Source organism: Zobellia roscoffensis (assembly GCF_015330165.1).
In the GTDB taxonomy this organism is placed as follows: domain Bacteria; phylum Bacteroidota; class Bacteroidia; order Flavobacteriales; family Flavobacteriaceae; genus Zobellia; species Zobellia roscoffensis.
Genome location: NZ_JADDXT010000002.1, coordinates 3712917 through 3736277 on the forward strand (window position 1 = coordinate 3712917; position 23361 = coordinate 3736277).

At 35.4% G+C, this 23361-nt stretch carries 18 protein-coding genes; 14 read left to right on the forward strand and 4 right to left on the reverse strand.

What is annotated here, in order from left to right:
* The first annotated feature begins 10 nt into the window (after positions 1–10).
* Positions 11–403 carry a hypothetical protein gene (locus IWC72_RS14890; RefSeq protein ID WP_194530318.1) on the forward strand — a complete coding sequence of 131 codons (393 nt, stop codon included), beginning with the start codon at positions 11–13 and terminating at the stop codon, positions 401–403.
* Between the two features lie 134 nt (positions 404–537).
* On the opposite strand, the gene IWC72_RS14895 is transcribed toward IWC72_RS14890, so the two are convergent.
* The gene (locus tag IWC72_RS14895) at positions 538–783 is read right to left on the reverse strand and encodes a hypothetical protein (protein WP_194530319.1); all 246 of its coding nucleotides are present in this window, start codon (positions 781–783) and stop codon (positions 538–540) included.
* Between the two features lie 89 nt (positions 784–872).
* Positions 873–1271, reverse strand: coding sequence for a DUF2971 domain-containing protein (locus IWC72_RS14900; protein ID WP_194530320.1), 399 nt, complete (start codon positions 1269–1271; stop codon positions 873–875).
* A 287-nt stretch (positions 1272–1558) separates the two neighbouring features.
* Between IWC72_RS14900 and IWC72_RS14905 the strand changes: the two genes are divergently transcribed.
* From IWC72_RS14905 to IWC72_RS14925, 5 genes are all read left to right on the forward strand, one after another.
* Positions 1559–2740 (forward strand): molybdopterin molybdotransferase MoeA, encoded by a 1182-nt coding sequence (locus IWC72_RS14905; RefSeq protein ID WP_194530321.1) that lies wholly within the window; start codon positions 1559–1561, stop codon positions 2738–2740.
* A 10-nt stretch (positions 2741–2750) separates the two neighbouring features.
* Positions 2751–3092, forward strand: coding sequence for a winged helix-turn-helix domain-containing protein (locus tag IWC72_RS14910; protein WP_194526983.1), 342 nt, complete (start codon positions 2751–2753; stop codon positions 3090–3092).
* 46 nt (positions 3093–3138) lie between these two features.
* Positions 3139–3579, forward strand: a complete 441-nt coding sequence (locus IWC72_RS14915; RefSeq protein ID WP_194526984.1) for a molybdenum cofactor biosynthesis protein MoaE — start codon at positions 3139–3141, stop codon at positions 3577–3579.
* A gap of 134 nt (positions 3580–3713) precedes the next feature.
* A complete protein-coding gene (locus tag IWC72_RS20400) occupies positions 3714–3809 on the forward strand; it encodes a hypothetical protein (RefSeq protein WP_394370106.1) in 96 nt (31 codons plus the stop codon).
* A 352-nt stretch (positions 3810–4161) separates the two neighbouring features.
* A complete protein-coding gene (locus tag IWC72_RS14925; RefSeq protein ID WP_194530322.1) occupies positions 4162–7623 on the forward strand; it encodes a PAS domain-containing sensor histidine kinase in 3462 nt (1153 codons plus the stop codon).
* Positions 7624–7651: 28 nt separating this feature from the next.
* Here IWC72_RS14925 and IWC72_RS14930 read toward each other — a convergent pair whose 3' ends face one another.
* Positions 7652–8170 (reverse strand): NUDIX domain-containing protein, encoded by a 519-nt coding sequence (locus tag IWC72_RS14930; RefSeq protein ID WP_194530323.1) that lies wholly within the window; start codon positions 8168–8170, stop codon positions 7652–7654.
* Positions 8171–8539: 369 nt separating this feature from the next.
* Here IWC72_RS14930 and nhaA point away from each other — a divergent pair, with 369 nt between their 5' ends.
* The 3 genes from nhaA (at position 8540) to IWC72_RS14945 (ending at position 14165) form a co-directional block, all read left to right on the forward strand.
* On the forward strand, positions 8540–9859 hold the full coding sequence (gene nhaA / locus IWC72_RS14935; RefSeq protein ID WP_194526986.1) for a Na+/H+ antiporter NhaA: 1320 nt from the start codon (positions 8540–8542) through the stop codon (positions 9857–9859).
* A 205-nt stretch (positions 9860–10064) separates the two neighbouring features.
* Positions 10065–10430: a hypothetical protein gene (locus IWC72_RS14940; protein ID WP_194530324.1), complete on the forward strand. Its 366-nt coding sequence runs from the start codon at positions 10065–10067 to the stop codon at positions 10428–10430.
* A gap of 171 nt (positions 10431–10601) precedes the next feature.
* The gene (locus IWC72_RS14945; protein WP_194530325.1) at positions 10602–14165 is read left to right on the forward strand and encodes a BamA/TamA family outer membrane protein; all 3564 of its coding nucleotides are present in this window, start codon (positions 10602–10604) and stop codon (positions 14163–14165) included.
* 20 nt (positions 14166–14185) lie between these two features.
* Here the strand turns inward: IWC72_RS14945 and IWC72_RS14950 are convergent, their stop codons facing one another.
* Positions 14186–14782 (reverse strand): RNA polymerase sigma factor, encoded by a 597-nt coding sequence (locus IWC72_RS14950; RefSeq protein ID WP_194530326.1) that lies wholly within the window; start codon positions 14780–14782, stop codon positions 14186–14188.
* Between the two features lie 117 nt (positions 14783–14899).
* Between IWC72_RS14950 and IWC72_RS14955 the strand changes: the two genes are divergently transcribed.
* From IWC72_RS14955 to IWC72_RS14975, 5 genes are all read left to right on the forward strand, one after another.
* Positions 14900–16063 (forward strand): FecR family protein, encoded by a 1164-nt coding sequence (locus IWC72_RS14955; RefSeq protein ID WP_194530327.1) that lies wholly within the window; start codon positions 14900–14902, stop codon positions 16061–16063.
* A gap of 152 nt (positions 16064–16215) precedes the next feature.
* A complete protein-coding gene (locus tag IWC72_RS14960) occupies positions 16216–19578 on the forward strand; it encodes a TonB-dependent receptor (protein WP_194530328.1) in 3363 nt (1120 codons plus the stop codon).
* Positions 19579–19588: 10 nt separating this feature from the next.
* Positions 19589–21052: a RagB/SusD family nutrient uptake outer membrane protein gene (locus IWC72_RS14965; protein WP_194530329.1), complete on the forward strand. Its 1464-nt coding sequence runs from the start codon at positions 19589–19591 to the stop codon at positions 21050–21052.
* A 67-nt stretch (positions 21053–21119) separates the two neighbouring features.
* On the forward strand, positions 21120–22565 hold the full coding sequence (locus IWC72_RS14970) for a sulfatase (RefSeq protein WP_194530330.1): 1446 nt from the start codon (positions 21120–21122) through the stop codon (positions 22563–22565).
* Positions 22566–22935: 370 nt separating this feature from the next.
* A complete protein-coding gene (locus IWC72_RS14975) occupies positions 22936–23184 on the forward strand; it encodes an RNA polymerase sigma factor (protein WP_194530331.1) in 249 nt (82 codons plus the stop codon).
* The last annotated feature ends 177 nt before the right edge of the window (positions 23185–23361 follow it).

Sequence of the window (23361 nt, forward strand, 5' to 3'; positions counted from 1 at the left end):
AATTTTATTTATGCCGTATCAAGATGTGTTTGTTCTTTTTTGGAATCAGGTAGAAGAAAGTGTTGAAAAAGGTAACTTTGCTAAGTTGACCATGGCAAAGACCATTGGGAAGCCTAATCTGAAAAATATCTTTGTTAGACCGGTGTATTCTGAAGACGACTTTAAAGTCCTTCTAAAATTACGCTATAGATCAAAGGAGACCGAGGACGAGGAAGATGAACTTACATTAGAAGAGGCTTTTAAAGTTTTGAAATCTCATTTAAAGACCCATTTCTTTTCTGTTATATTATTTACCACTAAAAAGGATGTCATTTTCAAAGTGAATAAAAAGGGAGCGGGTAGTATTACCGAAACCCCCCCATCATTTAGTGCGGTTACCCAGGCTAGAAGAGATGAAGAATAGGTTAGTGCCAGTACATTTTTTCTTTACGGTCTGTGGATGAAGTTAAATTTATGATATTTAGTGACTTAATAAATATTTACAGGCCACTCAGTTAGGCAAAAAAACTCTATATTTTTTACACGCTTTAGTTGTGGCTAGAAGTATTTTTTGATAGCCCTTTTTTCCATTCTTTTCAATTGATTCCTTTCGTAAAACACTTTAAATATTTTCGTCTGTTTTTTATCTATAAATTGTTCTATTGTAGCATCATAACAATGGTTGTGTGATAATCCGTAATATATTCCGGTTAATGATTCACTTATTTTCAGTTTACATAAATCGTCCTTTAAAATCATTAACCTCTTTTCATATTCTTTTTCCCAATAATGTGATTTAGACATAAATAAACGTTTAAAATTACGTTCTATGATTTGTTCTATGTTTTTTTCTTTTGAGATGTTTCTATCCCAATAAAGAGAAACGTTTTCTTTTAAATCATATTCTCAAACTTAAAAAACTTTAAATGTTTATTTTCAACAGTGAATAAGTCTGTGTCTATCTCCAAGCAAATACCTTTATGATTTTTCGAATATTGCGTCCACATCATTTCATTTTCAAATCCTTTATATTGATCAGAATGGACGAAACATAATGCTTGTATTTTAGACTTAATTTCCTCTCCTAATTTTTTCTGATTATTTATATGAGTTTCACTTGAATATGTATCAGGGTACATTCCTTTATAGTCTATATTAACACCACCAAAAGCCCATTCTTGGTTTTCTTTTGGTCCGTTCATTTTATTTAAAAAATTAGTCCTTAAAGTCATTGAAGGAAGTATAAACTCTATTGCAGTAGTCAATTTAGTATAGTGATAAATCTTTGGCATTTAGTTAATATTTTTTGGTATTGCTCACAATAATTTTAAAAACGAACCCAAGTCCGTTTACTTCTCTTTTACGAATACTAATCTATGGATTTTTACGGCATTAAAAGTTCTTGTGACACTATGGGCACATATTTTTAAAGTAGTGTCTGCCGCAATAGACAATCAAATTATAGAAATATAAAAAATCAACCGTTGTGTTTGAACGGAAATAACGATTTTGTATATTCATCGCTTATTGGAAAAGTGAAATTTCAAGGACAAGAACAGATAAAAAGAATTCAGGGCTAATGATAGATACCGCTACGGCTTTGGAACTAGTTACGATACATGGTTCTACCAGTACAATAGAACAGGAAATGGAACTTGAAAATGCGCTGGACTATGTTTTGGCCAAAGATGTAACTTCTGAAATAGATATGCCTCCTTTTAGACAATCTGCTATGGACGGTTATGCATTGCATTTAAATGATGGTGTTACCTATTCTTTAGTGGAAGAGATAAAGGCCGGCGATGATACAAACCCAACATTGCAGAAAGGCCAGGCTGCACGTATTTTTACTGGAGCCCCTGTTCCTAATACGGCCAATGCAGTGGTAATGCAGGAGAAGGTACGAGTTAATGGTGAAGAAATTATATTAAAAGAACCTGTAGACCAAGGAGCTAATATCCGGCCTCAAGGGGAGCAAATTAGAGCAGGAGCCATAGCCATAACAAAAGGAACTACACTAAAGGGAACCCATATTGGGTTTTTGGCAAGTCTTGGGGTTACCAAGGTTTCGGTCTGTACAAAACCATCCATATCCATTGTGGTTACGGGTAATGAACTGGTGGATTCCGGTGAAAAGTTGGCTTACGGCCAAATATACCAATCCAATGGCTACATGTTAACGGCTGTACTGAAGGAATTGGGGTATGCAAATACATCGGTAGTTACTATTAAAGATAATTTTCAGCATACTAAAACGGTATTGAAATCTAGTTTAGCAAGTCATGATATAGTTCTCGTAACCGGAGGCATATCTGTTGGTGATTATGATTTTGTTGGAAAAGCATTTGCTGAAATTGGTGTAAAAGAGATTTTTTATAAGGTGAAGCAAAAGCCGGGAAAACCCTTGTATTATGGAAAAAAAGGTGATACGTCAATATTCGGGTTACCGGGAAACCCAGCTGCGGCACTTAGTTGTTTTTATGTATATGTATATCCTCTTTTGAAAAAATGGGAAGGAGCGGAGCAGGTGAGTCTTCCTCGTATCTCTTTACCCTTGTTAGCGGATTATACGGTAAAAGGCACACGGGCACAATTTTTAAAGGCAAGGATACAAGGCGCTGGTGTTACTATTTTAGGCGGACAAAGCTCAGCTATGGTAAAAGCTTTTGGAGATGCCAATGCATTAGTATATTTACCGCAAAATTCCGCTGAAATAAAAAAAGGACAAATGGTAGAAGCCATACTATTGCCCTTTAAATAAGAAGTCTTCTATGAGCGATTATAAAATTAAAAGTAGGATTTGGATAGAAGTAGGGAATAACGTTTTAGTGGGAGAAGGAAGAGTACGGCTATTAAAAGAAATTGAAGCCCAGGGTTCCTTGTCCAAGGCTGCCAAGAATATAGGAATGTCCTATAAGAAAGCCTGGACACTGGTAGATGCCGTAAACAAATCTGCAAAAGAAGCAGTAGTAACTACATCTGTTGGTGGGCAAAAAGGAGGTGGAACGGTTATTACTCCCTATGGGAAGGGTTTAATAGAAGCCTTTGAACGAATCAATAAAAAGTGTTGGGAATTTTTAGATCAAGAATTTGAAACCCTAAACGGAATTTAAGAAACGAAATAAGATAATAAACTAGAGTAAAAAACAGCATTAGAAAATGAGCACTACTTATAAAAATGTATTTAAACAAGGAGCAATTTCTTCCGAATTTATAGGAGAGTCTATTGCCAAACACCAATCTAAAACTACAATTGGCGCTCATAATATTTTCTTAGGTCAAGTGCGGGCAGATGTTATAGAGGATAAAAAAGTGGCTGCCATTGAATACACCGCATATGAAGATATGGCAAATAAAAAATTCCATGATATTAGGGAGGCTACTTTTGATAAATTTAATCTTACCTGTATGCATATCTACCATAGTTTGGGAGAGGTAAAATCAGGTGAAATATGTCTTTTTGTTTTCGTGTCATCACCTAGGAGGAAAGAAGTATTTAAAGCATTGGAATATGTGGTGGAAGCCATTAAAGCAGACGTTCCTGTTTTTGGAAAGGAAATTTTTGAAGATCAATCAACACAATGGAAGGTAAATAGTTAGCCCTATGGTAGAGACCTCGTCTAAAACCATACTTACCGATAATTTTGGTAGGGAACATGCGTATTTGCTCTTCTAGCTTACAGAGCGTTGTAATGTGTATTGTTGTACCTAATGACACGGCCAAGAATTATTAAATTAAAGGCTATAAGGGAACTTTTGCAGTCATAAGCTCCGTAACCAACGCTTTTTGTGATAGTTGTAATAGAATACGTTTAACTGCAAATGGGTAACTTAAAAATTGCTTGTTTTCTACCCCGGAGTCTGATTTGTTACACCTCTCCGCGAAGGAAAATCAATAACCACGGTCATAGAAAAGCAGTTGGCGCTAAGAGAAAAGTGCGTTGCGGAATGGATGCTATAGAAAGTTTAAGGGTCCTAATTCTCATAATCATCGGAGTATGATTCCTATAGGTGGATAAATAGTTGCAATCTAAAAGATTATAGCTTTAAGTTTGGAGTAGTAGGATTTTGTTGTGATATTGTAGTATTTTTCATTCAAACCAACAAATTTTATTCTTTGTTTAATCAGATTAGTAGTATCTTAAACAAATATTTGTGAACTTATATTAATTAGATTTCGTCATGAACAATTCTAATTCACAAGAAGAACATCAGAAAATTTTTGTTGAGCAGGCCTCTACTGCAATGGCCATGGTTGATAATAACATGTGCTACATTGCCGCATCTTCATCTTGGATTAAGGATTATGGTCTGGAAGGAATAGATATAATAGGACGATCTCATTATGAAATCTTTCCTGAAATAGGTGATGATTGGAAAGCTATGCATCAAAGATGTCTCAATGGGGCAACTGACATTTGTGAAGAAACTTCTTTTGAGCGTAAAGATGGTTCTATACAGTGGATTTATTGGGATGTCCGACCTTGGTTCGTTTCGGGGGACAAAATAGGCGGTATTTTAATGCACACAGGAGACGTTACTCGTCGTAAGGAGAAAGAGCTGAAAAAAGCGAGAATTGATGAGATACTAGAAAAAACAAATGAAATTGCTCGTATAGGAACTTGGGAATTGAATCTCCTAACAAAAGAAGCGTATTGGAGCAAAATTGCTTGTGAGATACACGAGGTTCCGGAAGACTTTGTGCCGGATTTTAACAGCGGTATTTCTTTTGTCAAAGAAGGTGAAAGTAGAAAAAAGCTACGCGATGCAATTGAAAATGCAAAGGCAGACGGTACTCATTATAATTTGGAAGTTGAAATAATAACGGCGAAAGGCAATGTATGTTGGACCAGAATTGTGGGTAGAGCGGAGTATTTGGAAGGAAAACAAACAAGGCTTTTTGGTATTATACAGGATATAACTAAAACAAAACTTGCAGAACAGCAATTAAGCAAGGCCCATTCTGAATTAGAAGCTATATTCAACTCAGAATGCTTAGTTGTTTACACTACAGATAAGAACGGAATTATAAACCGTTTTAATCATGGCGCGGAAGTTCTATTAGGCTATTCAGCAGATGAAATAGTTGGACTGAAACAACCTGGAATATTTCTTGTAGAAGAGGAAATGGTGAAATTCAAAAGTGATATGGCCAAGATATATGATAAAGACTCTGTCACCTTTAATCATTATGTAGATCTGCCTGAACAAGATTTAAACGATACTAGAGAATGGATTTATCGCAGAAAAGATGGTTCTAAAATCTCCGTTCTCTGCACTGTATCTGCTATTAAAAATAGCATGAATAAGAATGAAGGTTTTGTAGTGACTTCACAAGATATATCAGAAATAAAAAAAGTTGAGAATGAATTACTTAAAAAAAACCAGCTATTAAATTATGCCGAAGAAATTACATCCATGGGTAATTGGCAGTGGAACACCGTTGCAGATAAAGTAAAATGGTCTAAAAACCTGTATAAAGTTTTTGAACTTGACGAAACAAACATAGACCTCAAATTTGACACCTATTTTAGTTTCGTTCATCCAGAAGATAAAGAAGTTGTTACTCAATACTTTAATAAAATAGCAAAAGACAAAAAACTCAATAACTTTACTCATCGTATTATTACTACTTCGGGAAAATTAAAAACGATTCAACTCATAGGTGAAGTTTTGACCAATGAAGAAGATGAAATTGTAGAAATGATCGGTACTTGCCAAGATGTGACCGAAAGTAAAATGGCGGAACATCAATTGCAAAAAGCGCTATCAGAACTTCAGGCTATATTTAATTCAGATTCCATTTTAATTATATCAACAGATAAGAATGGTATCATTAATCGTTTTAATCAGGGTGCGGAGTCGTTATTGGGGTATTCTGCAGCAGAAATGGTTGGGATAGAAAAACCAAGAAAATATGCCAATGAGGATGAAATTAAAAAATTTAGAAGTGATATAGCAGCGCTCAATGACGAAGACCCCAATACATATGATCATTATCTAGACCTTTCCAAACAAGATTTGAACGACACCCGCGAATGGACGTATTACAAGAAAGATGGCTCACCGGTTTATGTACTCTCAACAATAACTACTATTAAAAATGGCGAGAATGACAATGAAGGGTTCGTTTCAATTTCAAAGGATATTACTGAAATAAAGGCCGTTGAGAATGAATTACTGAAAAAAAATCAGCTTTTAAATTTTGCCGAACAGATTTCAATGATGTCCAATTGGAAATGGAATACGGTTCTCGATAAAGTAGAATGGTCACAAAATTTTTATAAAATTCTAGAGCTTGACGAAGCCATAATTGAACTTAATTTTAATTCGTATTTTAGGTTTGTTCATCCAGAAGATATAGAAATAGTTAATCGACATTTTGAGAAAGTAGAAAAGGATAAAAAATGGGAAAGTTTAACACATCGTATTATTACCACTTCAGGTAAGTTAAAAACAATTCTAATTTTAGGAGAAGTTTTTACGAATGAAAAGGATGAGATTGTAGAAATGATCGGTACTTGCCAAGATGTAACCGAAATTAAAATGGCCGAAAAAAAGTTTAGGGGGCTTCTAGAGTCCGCTCCGGATGCCATGGTTATTGTAAACGAAGCAGGAGCAATACAGCTGATCAACAAACAATCGGAAAGATTGTTTGGTTACACCTTAGAAGAGTTATTCAATAAATCTGTAGAAGTACTGATTCCCACACGATTTATTTCTGAACATTCTATGCATAGCAAAGGATTCTTTAACAACCCTAAAACCAGGGAAATGGGTGAAGGCAAAGAATTATACGGTGTAAATAAATGTGGAAATGAAATACCTATTCAAATAAGTTTAAGCCCTTTATATACAGAGGAAGGATTGTTAGTTTCTGCCGCCATACGAGATATTACAAAGCAAAAATTGGCGGAACAAAGAATTATTGAAGCAAAAGAGAGTTTGGAAGTTATAGCGCAAAAATTGTCAAAGCAGAATAAGCAATTGGCAGACTTCACCCATATTACTTCTCATAATCTTAGGGCACCAGTAGCAAATCTCAATTCTTTGTTAGAAATATATGATTGTTCAGAAAGTGAAGCTCTGCGCAGTGAAATATTCAACAAGTTTAGAACCGTTATTCAACATTTAACTTTAACATTGAATACATTGGTTGATTCTCTAAAAACTAAGATAGGTGATTCTAATGAAGATCTTGAGGAGATAGAGTTAAAGGATGTTTTAGAGAATACAACAGAAATTTTAAGTGGCGCCATATTGCAGTCTGGTGCTATTATTAAGAGTGATTTTTCACAAGTTTCTGATATATATTACAATAGAGTCTATTTAGAAAGTATTTTTCTCAATTTGATAGGAAATTCAATCAAATATAAATCGGAAGAACGGGTACCTGAAATACAAATCACTTCTAAGATTATAAATAAAAAGAAAATACTTGAGTTTAAAGATAATGGTCTAGGCATAGATTTAAAAAAACATGGCCATAAGCTTTTTGGGTTGAATAAAGTTTTTCATAGGCACCCAGATGCAAAGGGTGTGGGCTTATTTTTGACTAAATCCCAAATTGAAGCCATGGGAGGTGTTATTTCTGCATCTAGTACAGTTGGTGTGGGTACTACTTTCACCATAAATTTTAATTGATTTAGTGTTTTTTCGATTTAAATACTTCTTAATCTAAGTCTTCCGCCAACAGCTCTAACAAAAAAGTCTCTCTTTCAATAAACATTCCTTTTTTGTTGCTATTAGCCATTGTTTTCTTATTATGGGCTATAGCTTCATGAATATTAATCCACTTGGCTTTCATTTCGTTTTTTGTTTCATAATGTACCATTTTTGTAATGTCTAATTCTTTGTTTATTTCACAGGTGTAACAATAAGAAATCATATGTTGAATGTCAAAACCTGGTTTGTACCATGGCCGGTATTCTTCATAAATACCAAAGGGCTTAATGTTTTTAATATTTTGCGCGCAGGTTTCTTCAGTAAGCTTACGCATCATTCGCTTAATTTTATCTTCACCGGAATCTAAACCTCCTCCCGGTAGGCTGTAATCTTCATATCTCTCTGTATAAAGAAGGAGAATGGTATTATCTTTAATAGCAATACTCCGTGTAGCCAACCGTGTAAAAATAGATTTATTGTCTAAAGTTTTTACGTCTGGGTGGTAGAGGGTCTTTAAATTTTGCATGATGAAAACCTAATCTTTTAGAGTATGTTACGATGCTTTTAAATAAAGCGATAGCAAAAAAAATATACAAACCTTTTGGTAAAGTTTAGAGCTTAATTTTGTTTAAATCATATTATGGTTACGAACTAATGAAACTGTCTTTATTCTCAAAATATTTTCATTAATTCCCTTCTCTAATATCCCTAAAATTTATATTATTACCCTTTAATTCAAATTATAAAATCAGCTATCTAAAAAGGTTGCTAGGTATAAAAAGTTTAGCAAGAGTCCATCCAGAATTTTTAGATTATGACATAATCAATAAATGTGTCTTACATTTATTAGGAAATCTTTTTTCTTAATTTCAAACTAAATATATATCAGTAGCTTATGATTGAAAAAATCATTCTTACCCCCTTCCAGAAATTTGTAAAAATTGAAAGTTTTAGTGGTATCCTCTTGTTTGGGGCAACAGTGATTGCTATGATTTGGGCAAACTCCCCATTTAGTGAATCGTACCAAGCTTTATGGCAATTCAACATTGGTATAAGTACTGAAACTTTTGAGTTCACAAAACCACTTATCCTTTGGATTAATGATGGATTGATGGCTGTTTTTTTCTTTTTAATTGGTTTAGAAATTAAAAGGGAACTATTAATTGGCGAATTGAATTCGTTACGAAAGGCAACGTTGCCTTTGTTTGCAGCAATTGGCGGAATGGTATTTCCTTTGTGTCTATTCTTATTATTGAACAATTCTCCTGAAACAATCAGTGGATGGGGAATTCCTATGGCGACGGATATAGCTTTTACCTTGGCAATTTTAAAAATTCTAGGAAACAGGGTGCCGCTTTCGCTGAAAATATTTTTAACAGCATTTGCCATCGTAGATGATTTAGGTGCGGTACTCATAATAGCAATCTTTTATAGTACAGGGATTGATTGGTGGTTAATTCTATATGCAATGCTTCCCTTGGCGCTTTTGTTTTACTTGTCATATAGAGGTATTTACCACAAGTATCTTTCGTTTTTTATTGGGATTGTAGTGTGGTTTCTATTTCTTGGTTCAGGAATTCACCCAACCATTGCAGGAGTACTTATGGCCTTTACCATACCCATAAGACAAAAGATAGATATGGAAAGTTTTACGGAAAATTTACAAAATATAGCCTATCGGTTTACACAAACAAAACGAGACGGTTTGCCTATTTTATCTAAAGAACAGTATGAACATATGGATGAATTGGAAGGTTTGACTGAAAAATTTAATTCACCATTGCAGCGTCTTGAACACGGATTACATGGTTGGGTGGCTTATTTTATCATGCCCATTTTTGCCCTATCAAATGCTGGAGTTATTTTTAGCGCAGATATGGCGTTAGACATGCCTTTGGTTATAAATATTGCTGTAGCCTTATTTATTGGTAAAGGAATAGGTATTACTATGATGTCATTTCTCAGTGTAAAATTGAAGATAGCCGTACTACCTGAAGGTATTAATTTTATACAAATTGTTGGAGTTGCTATCTTGGCGGGTGTAGGGTTTACAATGTCTATTTTTGTGGCCAATTTAGCATTTACAGATAATTCTGTCTTCGTAGATTCCTCTAAAGTGGGAATATTAGTAGGGTCAGTAGTTTCTGGAATTATTGGATATATTATTATAAAATGGAGCGGAAATCCAAAGAAGACTCTAATCCAAAAAAGCTAGGATTCCAGTCTAAAATATAGTTCAGCCAATCTCTCATTGTAGCATTAAAACAGTTTAACTCAATAAATAGAGTATTGCCTATTTCTTCTGAGTGTCTCGCTTAGTGAGCTTCTTTGGGGTATTTAAAATCTCTATTGAGTTAAACCAACCCTTGTAATGCTTTTATCTTTACTCAACTATAAGTGTAAGATAAAAAGAATGACATATGATAACGGAAAACAAGCACAGGGACAATAAAAGAGATCACGGAGGATTGCAAAACGATGTACAGCAAAACCGAGGAATGGATTCTGTTTACTCTGATAACAACTCAGAAGAAGAACCAAATAATTTAGGCAAACCAATTGACAACGGAGGAGTGCAATCTATTGAATTAGAACCTCACCTAGAAAAAGAGTGGCACGCTGTGCGCGATGAGTATCTTTCTCATTATCCAGGTTTGGAAAATGTCAACACCAATTATGAAGATGGAAGTTTTAGTTCTCTGATCGACCGCTTGGCAGATAAAAATCAACGTACTCCACAAGAAATTCAGCACGAAATTTTAAACTGGAATTCAATAAAAAAGTAGAAATTAAAATCAAATAAAAGAGGTATTACAACAAAAATCCGAATTGCTCATGATTCGGATTTTTGTTGTGATTTAAACATCAATTTTTACTCTTCAACTATTAGAATTTAATTGACCATTTTAAGCCATTCGTGCAGTTCAAACCGCTACACTACAGACAAACACAAATACATGCGTTCACTAGTTTTTACATTACCATTTCTTTTCTATTGCACAACTATGCTTTCACAAGTATCAGAGCAGCAAGATTCTAATTCTAATAAGGAAGTATCCCATTCATTTTATATAACCTCAAATATTGGAAATGTCTCTTTTGAAGAAACGAAAGTAATGTTGGACGAAATCAATTCTGCTTCTAAAAATGATACGAATGCTACATTGCTGTTATTGGGCAATGTTATAAATAGGGAAGGGTTTCCTTCAAAAGAACAAAAACAAGATAAGGCAAAGAAGTACTTAAAGCCTTTGATGCAATTATGGGATGAATTTAATGGAAACGTTATTTTAACACCCGGAAAGAACGAATGGTTAACAGGAGCCCCTCAAAGCATAGATGATTTAGAATCGTTTTTACAGGATAATAGTAAGGCTAAATTTTGGCCCAATGATGGTTGCCCCGTTGAGCGTGAAACTATAAATGATGAAGTAGTATTGGAGATGGTAGACTCGCAGTGGTTTTTAGAAGATTGGGATGAGCATCCGTACATCAATGAAAAGTGTGAGCATAAAACAAGAGACCAGTTTTTGGCGGAGTTTAAAGATGATTTAAAGGATAGTCAAGGCAAAACGGTAATCGTTGCAGTCTACCAGCCGGTTATGAGCAATAGTAAGATTTCTGTAATAGATAAGATGGGCGGGTTTCAACCGGAATCATATCAAAACAAACAGAATAGACTTTTCCGCGGTAGAATGGAGACCATAGCTAGTCAGTTTGAGGATGTCATATTTGTATCCGGAAAAGACCGTAACCTACAATATTTAGAAGATGATGGTATTCCACAAATTATCAGTGGAGCTATTGGTAAAACCGAAAAAGCCAGGGCACCTAAAGAAGAGCATTTTGAGTCTTCGAAAAAGGGCTATGCTAAGTTGACGGTTTTTAAAAATGGTAGTTCGAAAGTAGACTTTATAGAAATAGAGAACGCTGCTTCAAAAATTGCCTTTACTCAGAAAATAATGCGAGAAAGGCTTTCAATAGACGATATTTCCTATCCTAAAAAAACATATGAACCAACAGAAAAAGCATCAATTTATACCAAAGAGGAAACAGATAAAAGCGGATTTTACAAATGGGTTTGGGGAGACCATTTCAGAAACCTTTATAGTAAAGAAATTGAGGCTCCCGTTCTACAAATAGACGAGTTGCCCAATAATGTGCGTCCCATTTCCGAGGGTGGGGGAACACAATCTAGATCACTGAGATTAATAGATGACAATGAGCATGAATACACTTTAAGAGCACTACGTAAAAGTGCTTTACGTTTTCTACAAACCAATGCCATAGATAATCATTACGTAGAAGATTACCTTAGAAATACGGTAGCTGAGCGTTATATGATGGATTTTTATACCACGGCACACCCTTACGCACAATTTGCAATGAACGAATTGTCTGAAACGCTAGAAGTGTTACATGCAAATCCTAAAATATACTACGTGCCTAAACAAAAGGGCTTAGGTATTTATAATGAAGATTATGGTGATGCACTCTTTATGTTAGAGGAACACGTGGGAGACGAAAACAAAAGCTTTGAAACTTTTGGAAAGCCAGATGACATTTTAAGTACAACGGATTTACGTTTAGAGTTGATGGAGTCTAAGGACTCCTACGTAGATGAACCAAGTTTTATCCGTGCACGATTGTTTGATATGCTAGTTGGTAATTGGGACCGTCATCAAGACCAATGGCGATGGGCGCAGTTTAAAACCGAAGATGGTAAAAAAAGGTATGAAGCCATACCGAGGGATTGGGACCAGGCTTTTCCCAAATACGACGGCCCCATAATAGCAATGCTAAAGTATGCATTCCCTTTGCTCCGTAAAATGGAAAGTTTTGATGCTGATATAAAAAATATAAAATGGTTTAACCTTTCTGGTTATCCGTTGGATAAGGCTTTTATAAAGACGGCAAAGTGGGAAGACTGGAAGAAGCAAGTAGATTTTATTCAAGAAAATTTATCGGATAGAGAAATAGATGCTGCTTTTGAATCTCTGCCTGAAGCAACTCAGGATAGTAGTATTGATGAGATTAAAAAGAATCTTCGGTCAAGACGAGATGGTTTGCAGGCTATCGCGCAATCGTATTATGATTACTTGAATAATTTTGAGGTCGTAATTGGAACAGAAAAGGATGAGGATTTCTTGATTACCAGAAAGCCAAATGGGGAAACTGATATTTCAATTTCAAAAGACAGTATTGTTTTCAATAATACCTACAATTCAAAACAAACCAAAGAAATTTGGGTGTATGGCCTTGATGGTAATGATACTTTTACAGTTGATGGTAAAGGTGATAAATTGATTGATATTAAAGTATTGGGAGGTAAGAAAAACGATACCTATGATTTCAAAACGACTAAAAAGGTGAAGCTTTATGATTATAAGAGTAAGGACAATACCATAGTAAACCCAAAGTCCAAAAAATGGCTCACAGATTCATATGACATTAATACCTACAACTATCAAAAGAGAAAATATCACGAGAACATCGTTTTTCCCAGTGTGGGATATGATGGGGATTCTGGATTTAGAATTGGGCTAAAAGACCGTTTCACCACGTACAGCTTAGCTAACAATCCGTTTAAATCACAGCACACCATAGGAGCGGAGTATTTTTTTGCTACTAACGGTTTTGCAATAGACTATAATGCAGAATTTGGCCATGTGTTCTACAATTGGAATTTAGGATTTGATGTAAGATATGCCAGTCCAAACTTTACTATGAATTATTTTGGTGAAGGCAATGATTCACAATACGACAATGAAATTGACCGTGATTTTAATAGGGTTAGAGTAAGAAGATTAAAATTCTCTCCCTATTTAGTGCATAAAAATGCGGGTAGTAGCTACTATCTAAGGTCCACATTAGAATCTTTTGATGTATCTAATGACGATGACCGTTTTGTAGGGCAATCGTTTACAGCCGATAATGATGTTTATGAACAACAAATATACGCTACGGCAGAAGTAGGCTACAATTACCACAATCAAAATGACCCTGCATTTCCCAATCGCGCCATGGATGCAGACGTGGTAGCGGGTTATACATCAAATTTAGATGGTTACGGCAACCGTTTTGGTTATGTAAAACCGTCGTTATCACTAACCTATCCGTTACACCCAAGCGGTATTGCCGTAATTGCAACTAAAATAGCGGGTGAAGCTGTAATTGGAGATAACTATGAGTTTTATCACGGTGCCGTTTTGGGCGGAAACCAAAGTTTACGGGCATACAGAAATGAAAGGTTCAATGGAAAATCTGCCTTTTATCAAAGCACGGATTTAAGAGTGGGTATTACTAGGTTCAGAACCAATTTCATACCCATTCAATTAGGTGTAAGTGCTGGTTTTGATTATGGCCGCGTTTGGTCCAAAAATGATAGCTCCACCCAATGGCATAATGATTTCGGTGGGTCTATTTGGATATCTGGTTTTAGTGCGTTAACAGGAAATCTAGGATTCTATCACGGTGGAGATGGAAATCGCTTTTTATTTAGTTTAGGGTTTAATTTCTAAAAAGAGTGCGTTGTTTCACTTTAGCTCGCAGCGAAGTTTTTCCTTCCAATCCCAAATATTACTATGAGGATAGTCTCATATTTTGCTCCTAATTTCTTTTTCAAAATGCGAAAAGCTTTAGTAATTTGGGCTTCTACAGTTTTTATAGAAATATCAAGGTAGTCTGCTATTTCATTATTGGTAAGCCCTTCTCTCTTACTTAGAATAAATACCTTTTGACATTTAGGAGGTAGTTTTTGAATCTCTCTATTTACGATTTCTATCATTTTAGTTAGAGCGTTATTGTCCGTTTCTTCAACCACTTCGTGGGCAAACTCAATATACTTTGCTTGTAAAAGAACTACAGCTTTGTTTTTCTGATAGTGGTTTAAAAACTCATTATAAACACATTTGTATAAGAAGCTCCGAATAGATAATTCAGGATTTAGTTTTTTCCTTGATTTCCAAGTTTTAAGAAATACATTTTGAACAATATCTTGAGCTGTAGACTGATTATGGGTTAGAGTTATTGCATAGGCGTTGAGTTGCCTATGGTAAGTGTCTAATAAGAACATGTAGGCTTTCTCTTCTCCTCGAATAAGGTTTTTGATTAAAGTAGAGTTATCTTCCAAGTTCATGAGAAAATGTTTATATCGCAAGTAAAGGATAAAAATAATACGATTATTAAAAAAATATTAAAAAAAAGTTAGGGTATTGAAAATATCACTTGTAGTATATATAAAGAGAAAGGGTAAATGACTCCGGAAGAAGCTGATATATATATAGCTAAGTATTTTACACAAACTGCAGATACAGCAGAGTTGGATTCACTTAATAATTGGTTGCAAAACAAAGAGAATCAAAAAACTTTTAAAACATACGTAAAAACAAATTTTGCGATAAACTTGGCTATGAACGACCCAAATTTGGATAAAGTAAAAAAAGAGCTCTTAAAAGAGATTCGTAATGAGAACGTCTCAAAGGGAAAAGTAAGATTATTGTCCGTGTTAAAGTATGCTGCCATAGCTCTTGTTTTTTTAGGCTTAGGAGTGTTACTGAAAAATAATTTATCTACAGATGGTTTGGATGAGGTTGTTATACCCAGAGAAGACTTGATTACATTGGAATTGGGTAACGGTGAAGTACAGATAATTTCAGAAGATGGAAGTTCTAAAATAGTTGATGAAGCTGGTAATATTGTAAGCAATAAAAAAGGCAGTCAATTAATTTATGAGGATGAAGAACGAAATTCTAATCTTCAATTTAATACACTTACTATTCCAAATGGTAAGCGATTTGGTTTAGTCTTATCTGACGGAACAAAAGTGCACTTAAATGCAGGAAGCTCCATTACGTACCCCACTATTTTTACTAAGGATGCGGCAAGAAAAGTGATTTTACTGGGTGAAGCCTATTTTGAAGTTAGTCCAGATAAAACTAGGCAGTTTATAGTGAGGAGTCAAGAATTGGATATTAAAGTGTACGGCACCAAATTTAATGTTGAAAACTATTCTGAGGATGAAGAGGCCGAAATAGTCTTAGTAGAGGGCTCTGTAAGCTTGTCCAACCACGAAGAGAAAGAAAATACAGATGCAGAAGTCTTTCTGAAGCCTGGATTTAAAGGGGTATTTAGTAAAAAAGAGAAAAATATTGTAAATCAAAAGGTAAATACCGCGCTCTATACCTCTTGGATAAATGGTAATCTGGTTTTTCGTAATGAGAGGTTTGATAACATAATTCAAAAGTTGGAACGCCACTATAATGTGGTGATTATAAATAATAACGATCTATTGGCCAATGAAACTTTCAATGCTACTGTAGAGACTAATCACGAAACTATTGAGCAAGTCTTTGAGTATTTTAACAAGGTATATCAAATTGAATATCAAATAGTAGAGAACAAAATAATAATAAATTAAAATTGGATGAAATGAAATAACTAGAACCACTTAAACTTGACCATTTCTCTATTCGAACTTATCGAATAAAAAAATCGGAAAATGCTCTAACATTTCCCGATTCAAAGAAATGATCACACGAAACGCGTAATCACAAATAAACAATCAAAACTATGAAAAAACCACCAAAGTCGGAGGGTGTTCTCTCTTGGCACTTAAATTATGACCTGAAAATGAAGTTATCGCTTCTATTTTTCTTAACCATTAGTTTTTTGATGCAAGCCAATTCTTCGTATGCACAAAAGACTAAAATATCTATAGAGAGGGAAAATTCTACGGTAAGGGAAGTTCTTGAAGATATTGAAACTCTTACTGAGTTTAAGTTTCTGTTCAATACACGGGCAGTGGACTTGAGCAGAAAAGTGACAATTAAGGTAGATAAAGCTCCAATTGATAAGGTCTTGGACCTATTGTTTAAAAATGTAGATACGAGCTATGAATTAGATGACCGTAAGATACTATTGAGAAAGAAGGAGCGAAAAAGCCGTATTAAAAATGAATCACTACTAATTGCTCCTTATCAACAAACAGTATCAGGAATTGTAACCGATGCTGATGGCATACCATTACCCGGGGCAAATATTGTAGAAAAAGGAACATCAAACGGTGTCACGGCAGATTTTGACGGAAACTTCTCAATTGAAGTTTCGGACGAGAATGCAATTCTTTCCATCTCGTATATTGGGTATACAACAAAAGATATAGTAGTAGAAGGTACCGCACCAATTACTGTGCAACTGCAACCAGATGCGGCTAAGTTGGAAGAAGTAGTTGTTGTAGGTTATGGCACACAACGAAAAACCGATTTAACGGGAGCTATTGCTACAGTCAAATCAGAAGATTTTACCCAAGGAGCAAATTATGATGCGGTGCAACTTTTAAATGGTGCGGCATCAGGTGTTAATGTTAGCCAAGTAAGTTCTGCTCCAGGTGCCGGTTTAAAAGTTCAGATACGTGGTGCCGGTTCTATAAACAGTGATAATTCGGTATTGTTCGTAGTTGATGGTCTTCCGGGTGTAGACCCTTCCTCATTAAGCCCTGGCGATATAGAATCTATAGATGTGTTAAAAGATGCTTCTTCTGCCGCTATTTACGGTACTCGTGCGGCTAATGGTGTTGTTTTAATTACAACTAAAAAAGGAAAAGCCGGAAAAACAAGCTTGTCCTATAGCACGTATACCGGTTTTCAAAGCGTAGCCAAGTCTTTGGACGTGTTAGGTGCCAATGACTATGCGGACCTCGTTAATTTTAGAAGTGCAGATACCTATTCTCCTGAGCAAATTGCAGATTTTGGTGCAGGAACCGATTGGCAAGATGAGCTTTTTCAAAATGCCACGGTTCAAAATCATCAAATATCTTTGTCCGGAGGTAACGAGAAGGGCAATTATTATTTAGGGTTGAATTACTTTGATCAAGATGGTATTGTAAAATCATCATCAAGTCAGAAATATAATATTCGCTTAAATGTGCAATCACGACCGCTGGAAAACTTGCTGATTTCTGCTAATGCTAATTTCACTAGACAGACCAATAATGAAATATTATTCTCAAATTCCGCAAATGAAGGAGCAGGCCCCATAAACTCGGCCATTCAATTTGACCCGACTTTATCATCAGGCCTTGATGAGAATGGACGCTATTTTAGAAATGCTTCAATTGCTTTAGATAATCCATTGGCATTGATTTATGGGATTGATAACCAAACTGTTCACAATAGATTTTATGCTTCTATAAATACGGATTACGAAGTAATTAAAAATGTAACAGCTAGTTTACGTTTGGGTGGGGAGTCTAATACCTCAAGGGCAGATATGTACAGAAGTAGGGCTACTCTTAGCGGGCTGGCGCAAGGCGGTATAGGCACAATAGAGTCTATAGAACAAACACATTGGCTGGTTGAGGCGCTTCTAAAGTATAGCAATACGTTCAATGAAAATCATAATTTCTCAATTTTTGGAGGGGTAACTTTTGAAGAATTTTTAAACAGAAGATTCAGTGCAAATTCAGAAGGTTTTTTGTCAGACGTAACGGCTACCAATCTACTACAGAGTGGTAACGGTGATTTAAACGATGACGTTACCAGTGGCAAACAAAAAAATCAATTAAATGGTTTTATAGGTCGTGCTACCTACGATTACAAGGGTAAATATTTATTAACTGCATCCTTTAGGGTAGATGGTTCTTCTCGCTTTTCCCCCGATAATAAATATGCTTTTTTTCCATCGGCATCTTTAGGGTGGAGAGTTAGTCAAGAACCATTTTTGGTTGATAGTAATACTCTAAGTAATCTAAAACTACGCCTAGGTTATGGGGAACTGGGAAATCAAGGAATTAATAATTTCGAGACTAGACAGACCCTTATTTCCCGATCCAATAATGGTAGTAATTCAGTTTTTGGGGGATCTGTAGCGCAAGGTGTGGTCGCTGCAAGGTTACCTAATCCGGATTTGAAATGGGAAACCACTACAGAAATAAATGTAGGTATTGATTATGGTCTGTTGAACAACCGTATCTCAGGCTCTGTAGATCTTTTTAAGCGTAAAACGTCAGATCAACTTTTTAACAAACCCTTGCCCTCTGTTGTTGGCTTTACTAATGTGAGGACTAACCTTGGCGAAGTAGAAAACAGCGGTGTTGATTTCAATATTAACACTATCAATATTAATAAGGATGATTTTCAATGGACTACTGGAATTACAATGTCATTCTTAAAGAATGAAGTAACTATGCTACCGGATTTTACCGAAGAGATAATAGGAGGTAACATAGGTACTTTTATACGGCAGTATACTATTGTACGGGAAGGCGCCCCGTTGCAATCTTTCTATGGTTATGAAATAGACGGTATATTTCAGGTAGGAGATGATATTGCAAATTCTGCTACACCTGACTATCTACCAGGTCAACCCAGATTTGTTGATCAAGATGGTGATGGAGATGTAGATGCGGATGACCGAGTGGTATTAGGTGATCCCTTTCCTGATTTTTCTTTCGGTTTTAACAACAACTTCAAGTATAAAAACCTGAGTCTTGAGATTTTTCTTCAGGGAGTTCAAGGTATTGAGTCTTTAGACGCCAATGTAACGGAATCATTGTATCCAACGAACTCGGCCAGAAATTCTATTTCAAAATACTATAATGAGAGATGGACACCGGAAAATCCATCAAACACTTTGCCGTCCGGAGAAAACCCTAGTCAGTATGGTGGGGCTAGGGCTATCAACTCCCTTACGATTACGGACGCATCGTTCATTCGTTTAAAGAATATTACTCTTGGTTATAACATACCATTAAAAGATACTTTTAGAATAACATCACTAGGTCTGTATGCCGCGGTAGACAACCTGTTTACAATCACTGATTTTGAAGGGTATGATCCAGATGCGAGTGCAGAAGGTACGAATGTGGAACGTAGCAGTTATAATAGCTATCCGTTAGCACGTACAATTAGATTGGGCTTAGATATTAAATTTTAAACATACACTGATGAAAAAATATATAATTAACATAGTTGTGATCGTACTTTTGTTCGGTTGCGAAGATTTTTTAGAAGAAGAAGTCTTTACAGAATACGACCCATCTGTTTTTCTACAAGACGAAGCAGGGGTAGATGCCTTGTTGACAGGGGCTTATAGTGCTGCCATATATTCTAATTTCCAAGCTATAGACCATTTTAATGTGCAACAACTCAATACTGATGAGACTTGGGAAACAGGGGGAGGTCTCAATAGAAGGGTTTTACCACTTATTGAGTTTACTTGGGATGCTTCAACAGACTATTTCAATAACGGATATAATAGGTTTTATAATGCCATAGCCGCAGCAAATAATGTGCTGAGTGTTATAGACGGTCTAGATAATTTGGAAGAAGCCACTTTAAAAAAAATTGAGGCGGAGGCCAGGTTTTTACGAGCATTTTCTTATTACAATCTACATAACTATTTTGGTCCTACACCTATTGTTACCGTACCCGATGGGGCCACTTTAGATGAAATAGAGGCTGTAGGAAAAGAAACACCTAGAGCTACTGAAGAAGAATACAGGAGCTATGTAATAGATGATTTAATTTATGCATCTGAAAACTTGGATTACGGCGGACTTTCAAGTAGAGCGAATAAGGGAAGTGCACTTGCTTTGTTAACCAAAGTTTATTTAAATAATAAACAATGGGAAGAAGCGGCCACAATGGCAGAGGAAGTAATTTCAAATGGAGGATATGTTTTATATGACGATTACACCAAACTTTTTGCAGTAGAAGGTGAAGATAACAACGAATTCATTTTTAGATTTGAAGCTGCTGTAGGAACCAATCAAGCAAATGTATATATACCCCATGCTTTTCCTCCAAATTACCCTATAGAATCCAATTGGGAAAATTTTGGCGCACAGTTCAGAACATATACCGCGTTCTACGAAACGTTTGAAGAAACTGATATTAGAAGACAACTTCTAATTTCGGAATATATACCAACAACCACGGGTGTTTTAACTCCTTTGTCCAGAGATGGTGACGGTGTTGCTTTAGATGATGTACGCAGTTTTAAATTTGTACCAGACCCGAATGCGGCAGGTAGGTTTAGTGGTAATGATTTTCCTATTATACGTTTAGCGGATATTATCTTGGCACGTGCTGAAGCATTGAACGAAGTTAACGGACCCAACCAGGAGAGTATAGATTTGATCAATGAGATTCGTGATCGGGCTGGTGTTGGTAGTATTGTCCTTACCGATTTTAGTTCAAAAGAAGAATTAAAAGATTTTATTTTAGCTGAAAGAGGGTGGGAACTTTACTCGGAAAGTTTGCGAAGAGAAGATTTAATAAGGCATAATAAATTTGTGGAAAGAGCAATAGAACGTGGTAAACCAGCACAACCCCATCATGTGGTTTATCCGCTTCCGCAAGCGCAGATAGATAATAATCCAAATTTAGAGCAGAACCCAGGATATTAAATTTAAAAGATTACGGGGTTTAATAGGTAAAAGCCCCATAATCTTTAGTTTTAATTTATAAAATACTATGAGATATAAAATTGTGACCATACTTACTTTCTGCCTACTTTTTATAGGGTGCAAAGAAAAAAAGATAGTAACTGCAGAAGTAGAGAGTGTACAACTATCTCCTAAGAAAAATGTTGTTTTTATACTAGTAGATGATTTAGGTTGGAAAGATTTAGCGTGTTATGGAAGCTCCTTTTATGAAACACCAAATATTGATAGGTTAGCAGCAAGTAGCAATCTTTTTACAAATGCTTATAGCCCTAATCCTGTATGTTCTCCTACAAGAGCCGCAATTATGACCGGAAAATACCCCAGCAGAGTAGGTATTACGGATTGGATTCCGGGATACGAGGCCAAGGACGCTATACTTAAAGGTCCAGAAGACTTGTTTGAAATGCCTTTAGAAGAAGTAACAATAGCAGAAGTTTTAAAGGAAGAGGATTATAAAACATTTTTTGCCGGTAAGTGGCATTTGGGTGATACTGGCTTTTTTCCAGAGAACCAAGGTTTTGATATTAATAAAGGAGGGCACCACAAAGGACAACCACCAGGGGGGTATTATTCACCGTACAAGAACCCAAAATTATCAGATGGCCCAGAGGGTGAATATTTAACGGATAGACTCACTAATGAATCTATTGGGTTTTTAGAAGAGAATAAGGATAACCCATTTCTTTTATACTTGGCCTATTACACGGTACATACTCCCATTCAAGCTTCTAAGAAACACATTGAAAAGTTTGAAGCGAAAAAGAAGGAATTAAAAATTGGTGATGCTCAATTAAAAAATGAGAGGGAAGCGTATACCGTTATAAATCAATACAATGCGGAATATGCTTCTATGGTTTACGCTTTAGATGAAAATGTAGGTAGGTTACTGGATAAGCTAGAAGTATTAAAATTGATGGATGATACTTTAATAATTTTTACTTCGGATAATGGTGGGCTCACTACACGCATAGGCGATCGCAAGGGGCCAACAAGCGTGCGGCCGTTACGAGCTGGAAAAGGTTGGGCTTATGAAGGCGGAATTAAAATTCCTTTACTGATTAAAAAGCCCGGACAAACACAAGGAAGCAAGATTAATACGCCAGTGATTAGCATGGATATGTTTCCTACTATTTTAGAGGAGCTCAATTTACCGCTTCGGCCAGAACTCCATCAAGATGGGGTGAGTCTTAAACCAGTTATGGAAGGAGAAAATAGTAGTGCCCATGAAGCTTTGTTTTGGGATTATCCACATTATCATGGAAGTGGCTGGACGCCAGGTCAGGCAGTAAGGAAAGGAGATTGGAAACTGATTTATTTTTATGAAAACGATTCGTATGAATTGTATAATCTTAAAAATGATATTTCTGAAGAGAATGATCTGGCGCAGGCCAATCAAGATAAATTGGAGGAGTTAAAACAGGAATTGAGCAGTTTCAATAAAAGGCTCAATACCCAAAAGCCAACACGCAATTAGGAATTGGCTGATATAATAAATGAATGATTTAGTGAGTTGAGTTAGTTTAGTTTTTTCAAAAGGGCAACAAGAAATTGTTGTCCTTTTTTGTTTCACCATGTTCTTTCAAGATATAATGATAAGTTACCCTTAATTGAACAAGGCTTCTATGGAAATTACGGCACGACCAAGACTTCAATCATAATATATTAGAATCATGTCAATTTTTAATATTCGTCAACCATTTAGAAGACTACATGATTATCCTTTGAAATATAGGATTTTAGATTTTATTGATATTAATTTGCACTATATATTGTTATTTAACATTTTTTTGTAAAATTTAGTAATTTTTGTGTAGTTTTATTTTTCGGAAACATCAATTCTTTAAATGCCCACCAAAATCAATAAAGTAAATAATTTACTTTTCATAGAGTTTACGAAAAGCAATAAACAAGCTTTTCGTAAACTCTATGACCTCTATTGGGAAACCATGTTCATTAATGCAATATCTATTGTAGAAAATGAAAATGTTGCTAAAGATATAGTTCAGGAAATTTGGATAAAACTATGGCAAAGAAGGGAAACTCTAGAGGTTAAAAATTTTGTTTCCAATTCCACTTTCGGAAGTAGACTCTAACCCTTTAGTAAACAATTAGAATAACTGTAATTCAACAGGTTTGACAATAAAAAGCTGTCATTTTTTAAATCAAAAAGTGACAGCTTTTTTATAAATTACAATCCATAAATTTAATCAAAATCGAGACCATTGAAACAGAACACTATTAAAAACCTATTTACTTATTTTCTATTTGCT

What these genes read in the sequence shown, in the direction of transcription:
- IWC72_RS14925 (WP_194530322.1), top strand. Translation starts at nt 4,162, where the DNA reads ATGAACAATTCTAATTCACAAGAAGAACATCAGAAAATTTTTGTTGAG.
- IWC72_RS14945 (WP_194530325.1), top strand. Translation starts at nt 10,602, where the DNA reads ATGCGTTCACTAGTTTTTACATTACCATTTCTTTTCTATTGCACAACT.
- IWC72_RS14965 (WP_194530329.1), top strand. Translation starts at nt 19,589, where the DNA reads ATGAAAAAATATATAATTAACATAGTTGTGATCGTACTTTTGTTCGGT.
- IWC72_RS14950 (WP_194530326.1), bottom strand. Translation starts at nt 14,782, where the DNA reads ATGAACTTGGAAGATAACTCTACTTTAATCAAAAACCTTATTCGAGGA.
- IWC72_RS14895 (WP_194530319.1), bottom strand. Translation starts at nt 783, where the DNA reads ATGTCTAAATCACATTATTGGGAAAAAGAATATGAAAAGAGGTTAATG.
- IWC72_RS14960 (WP_194530328.1), top strand. Translation starts at nt 16,216, where the DNA reads ATGAAAAAACCACCAAAGTCGGAGGGTGTTCTCTCTTGGCACTTAAAT.
- IWC72_RS14975 (WP_194530331.1), top strand. Translation starts at nt 22,936, where the DNA reads ATGCCCACCAAAATCAATAAAGTAAATAATTTACTTTTCATAGAGTTT.
- nhaA (WP_194526986.1), top strand. Translation starts at nt 8,540, where the DNA reads ATGATTGAAAAAATCATTCTTACCCCCTTCCAGAAATTTGTAAAAATT.
- IWC72_RS14955 (WP_194530327.1), top strand. Translation starts at nt 14,900, where the DNA reads ATGACTCCGGAAGAAGCTGATATATATATAGCTAAGTATTTTACACAA.
- IWC72_RS14915 (WP_194526984.1), top strand. Translation starts at nt 3,139, where the DNA reads ATGAGCACTACTTATAAAAATGTATTTAAACAAGGAGCAATTTCTTCC.
- IWC72_RS14900 (WP_194530320.1), bottom strand. Translation starts at nt 1,271, where the DNA reads ATGCCAAAGATTTATCACTATACTAAATTGACTACTGCAATAGAGTTT.
- IWC72_RS14905 (WP_194530321.1), top strand. Translation starts at nt 1,559, where the DNA reads ATGATAGATACCGCTACGGCTTTGGAACTAGTTACGATACATGGTTCT.
- IWC72_RS14930 (WP_194530323.1), bottom strand. Translation starts at nt 8,170, where the DNA reads ATGCAAAATTTAAAGACCCTCTACCACCCAGACGTAAAAACTTTAGAC.
- IWC72_RS14970 (WP_194530330.1), top strand. Translation starts at nt 21,120, where the DNA reads ATGAGATATAAAATTGTGACCATACTTACTTTCTGCCTACTTTTTATA.
- IWC72_RS14910 (WP_194526983.1), top strand. Translation starts at nt 2,751, where the DNA reads ATGAGCGATTATAAAATTAAAAGTAGGATTTGGATAGAAGTAGGGAAT.
- IWC72_RS14890 (WP_194530318.1), top strand. Translation starts at nt 11, where the DNA reads ATGCCGTATCAAGATGTGTTTGTTCTTTTTTGGAATCAGGTAGAAGAA.
- IWC72_RS14940 (WP_194530324.1), top strand. Translation starts at nt 10,065, where the DNA reads ATGATAACGGAAAACAAGCACAGGGACAATAAAAGAGATCACGGAGGA.